The organism is Novosphingobium indicum, assembly GCF_014645195.1.
In the GTDB taxonomy this organism is placed as follows: Bacteria; Pseudomonadota; Alphaproteobacteria; order Sphingomonadales; family Sphingomonadaceae; genus Novosphingobium; species Novosphingobium indicum.
Genome location: NZ_BMLK01000086.1, coordinates 1 through 1529, shown reverse-complemented (window position 1 = coordinate 1529; position 1529 = coordinate 1). Strand labels below are relative to the sequence as shown.

3 pseudogenes are annotated in these 1529 nt (G+C 62.1%); 2 read left to right on the top strand and 1 reads right to left on the bottom strand.

From position 1 onward, the window contains the following. Window positions 1-46: 46 nt before the first annotated feature. Window positions 47-696: pseudogene (locus tag IEX64_RS24225) on the bottom strand (IS3 family transposase); the annotation flags it as partial. A 99-nt stretch (window positions 697-795) separates the two neighbouring features. On the opposite strand from IEX64_RS24225, the pseudogene IEX64_RS24220 reads away from it, so the two are divergent. Together IEX64_RS24220 and IEX64_RS24850 are read left to right on the top strand one after the other, a co-directional pair. After that, window positions 796-968 (top strand): annotated as a pseudogene (locus IEX64_RS24220) (DDE-type integrase/transposase/recombinase); the annotation flags it as partial. 147 nt (window positions 969-1115) lie between these two features. Next, window positions 1116-1223, top strand: a pseudogene (locus IEX64_RS24850) (helix-turn-helix domain-containing protein); the annotation flags it as partial. Window positions 1224-1529: the final 306 nt, after the last annotated feature.

Sequence of the window (1529 nt, the reverse complement as noted above, 5' to 3'; positions counted from 1 at the left end):
AATTCCTCCTTTCTCTTTTGCATTCCAACATACGCCTCCCGGATCATCCGGGACGAGGCGCACTGTAGGTGATGTCTGTCACCCAGGCCCGGTTCGGCGCAGTCACATCGAACTGCCGGCCCAGAGTATTGTCGACCGCCAGGGATGGCTTGCCGCCATAGCTGCCGGGCCTGCGCTTGTAGCCGATCTGCGCCTTGATACCCGCCAGCCTGGTCAACCGGGCAACGCGGTTCGGGCAGCAGGTCTCGCCGTGATCGAGCAGGTCATCGTGCAGCTTGCGATAGCCGTAGACCTTGCCGCTGTCGTCCCAGGCCCGCCGGATCAGCTCCGTCTGCCGAGCATCTTCCCGAGCCCGCTGGCTCAGCGGGCTCTTCTGCCAGGCATAATAACCACTGGGCTGCACGGCGAGGCACCGGCACATCGCCCGCACGCCGAAACAATCGCGATGCTCGGCGATGAACGCGTACCTCACTTTGCATCTCGGGCGAAGTACGCGGTGGCTTTTTTTAGGATGTCGCGCTCCTCGGTCACCCGGGCCAGATCGCGCTTCAACTGGCGGATCTCGGCATCCTTGCTGGCATCGCCCGACACTTGCCTGCCCAGCTGCCGCTTCCAGGCATAAAGCGAATGTTGGCTGACACCGAGCCGCTGCGAAACCTCGGCCACCGGATATCCACGCTCGGTGATCTGGGCCACCGCATCACGCTTGAACTCATCACTGAAGTTGGGCTTCCCCGTCGCCTCCTGTCCTCAAAATTAGGATCGAAGGCGTCCAGAAATCTAGGGGCTACTCACTATGCCCGTTATATCGTGGGCTGGCGGGTGAGCAGAACGGCGCATGCGAGTTTCGTGCTCGATGCTCTGGAACAGGCGATCCACGATCAACGACCTGCCATCGTGGCGGCCTGATCCACCACAGTGACCGCAGCAGCCAATATGTGTCGATCAAGTATACCGAGCGACTTGCCTGTCAGTGGGCGTGTAATTCTCCGCAAAAGTGGGCTTTGAAAATTCCCTGATTGTTGGACCTGATTGCCAATGAGCCGGGGTTAACCCCGGCTCATTGGCAACGCCAAAATCGGCGCGAGAAAGTCTCCTCGTGGGAGGCGGCGCTGATGATCCGACTTGGAGAAGCCATGATGATACTGGAGTTGCACCGGCAGGGACTGTCGGTGACCGCGATCGCGCGCCGAACGGGGCGCGATCCCAAGACCGTGCGCAAATACATCGAGCGGGGCGTCGAGGTTCCGGTCTACGGTCCGCGCACGACGGGCCGGCCGAGCAAGATCGCTCCTTACATGGAGTTCCTGCGCGAGCGGGTGACGGCATTTCCTGACCTGACCGCCTCGCGGCTGACCCGCGAGATCAGGGAGATGGGCTACATGGGCGCCTACACGGCGGTGAAGCGTTACCTCGCGGCGATCCGGCCCGTGCTCGATGCTCTGGAACAGGCGATCCATGCCCGCCGGCCCGGCCCCGATGACGGGCTGATCCACCACAGCGACAGGGGCGTTCAATACCTGGCCATG